Genomic DNA, 1,310 nt, shown 5'->3' on the forward strand with positions numbered 1-1,310 from the left:
GTTCTGCTCCACATTACTGGACGGCTCCAGGAGACCACTATTTCATTACCCGAACACCGCAGGCGCTGGTCAACAACGTCGGCTGGCATGTCGATGCGGTCGGTGGACAATTGGCTGTTCGGTTGGAGGGAGGCGTTAATCCAGGATGCAGCGAAATCGAGGCCAAACGACGCGATTACGCATTTGACCTGCGCGGGTGCTCCTATATCGAGATCGCAGGCTTCGAAATCCGCGCTTCTTCGATCACAACAGAGAACGCTTCATTCTGCAGTATTGATGGTGTACGTATTCATGGGATTGACCGTTACTTCGGGGATCGCCAATCGATCTACGGTAGAACGAAAGGGATCGAGATCGGCGGAAGCGATAACCTGATTGCCAACAGCGAGATCGGCTACTTCGAAGGTATCGGCGTAAATCTGTCGGGAGAGCGGAACCGTGTCGTGAATTGCTACATTCATGACGGTAACATGGAAGCTTCTTATGCTAGTCTCGTGTGGGCAACAGGTTCGCAGCATTTGATCACCCGCTGTACGATCACGAGGTCGGCACGAACGTGCGTCTCAGGTGTGTTCGCACGCTCGGTTATCGAATACTGTGACGTTTCCCATGCCAATTTGCTGACCAAGGATTCGGGTATCATTTACTTGTTCAATCATGACTTTGACAATACCGACATTCATCACAATTGGTTGCACGATAACGAATCTCCGCACCTTAGCTTCGGGTTTTACATGGATGCTTTTACTAGCGGAGTCAATCTGTATCGCAACGTCGTGTGGAATATTCCGCATCATGGCCTGCACTTGAACCGCCCGTTGCAGCGTACCCTTATTTACAACAATACGTTCCTGAACAGCGGAGATGCGGATTCCGCTGCATTCCTCCTTGACGATATGTTCGGGACTCAGATGATCAACAATATTTTCTCAGAAGGGACCCTTGTGAAATGGGGGGAAGACTGTCTCGCCTCTCACAACTTATTCGGGGTAGAAGGTGGCTTCATCTCTGCTGATCAGCGCGACTTCCGCCTACGTACAGATTCACCCGCCATCTCGGCAGGTAGAAGGATTGATGGTGTGACCACCTCATCGGGCAAGGCTCCCGATCTTGGCGCTTACGAATCGAATGAGCCTTACTGGATTCCGGGGCATGATTTCAGTACGAGTAGGGAAGCGCAGCTTGAATATTCGGCTCTGGAATGCAAGAGTGCAATTGAGAATGGCGGGTTCGAGACCAATCAGTGGGGACCTTGGCAGCCACCCTGGCGCTGTCGCCAGCGTGGTGGCCATAGCGACGCGGCGCTGCTG

At 52.4% G+C, this 1,310-nt stretch carries 1 protein-coding gene; it reads left to right on the top strand.

What is annotated here, in order from left to right; translation table 11 throughout:
- Positions 1-1,310 (top strand): right-handed parallel beta-helix repeat-containing protein (locus AC1DWB_RS35370; RefSeq protein ID WP_477545742.1); only part of this gene is annotated, 1,310 nt, incomplete at both ends.

It is taken from the genome of Paenibacillus sp. P4_E11 (assembly GCF_056401635.1).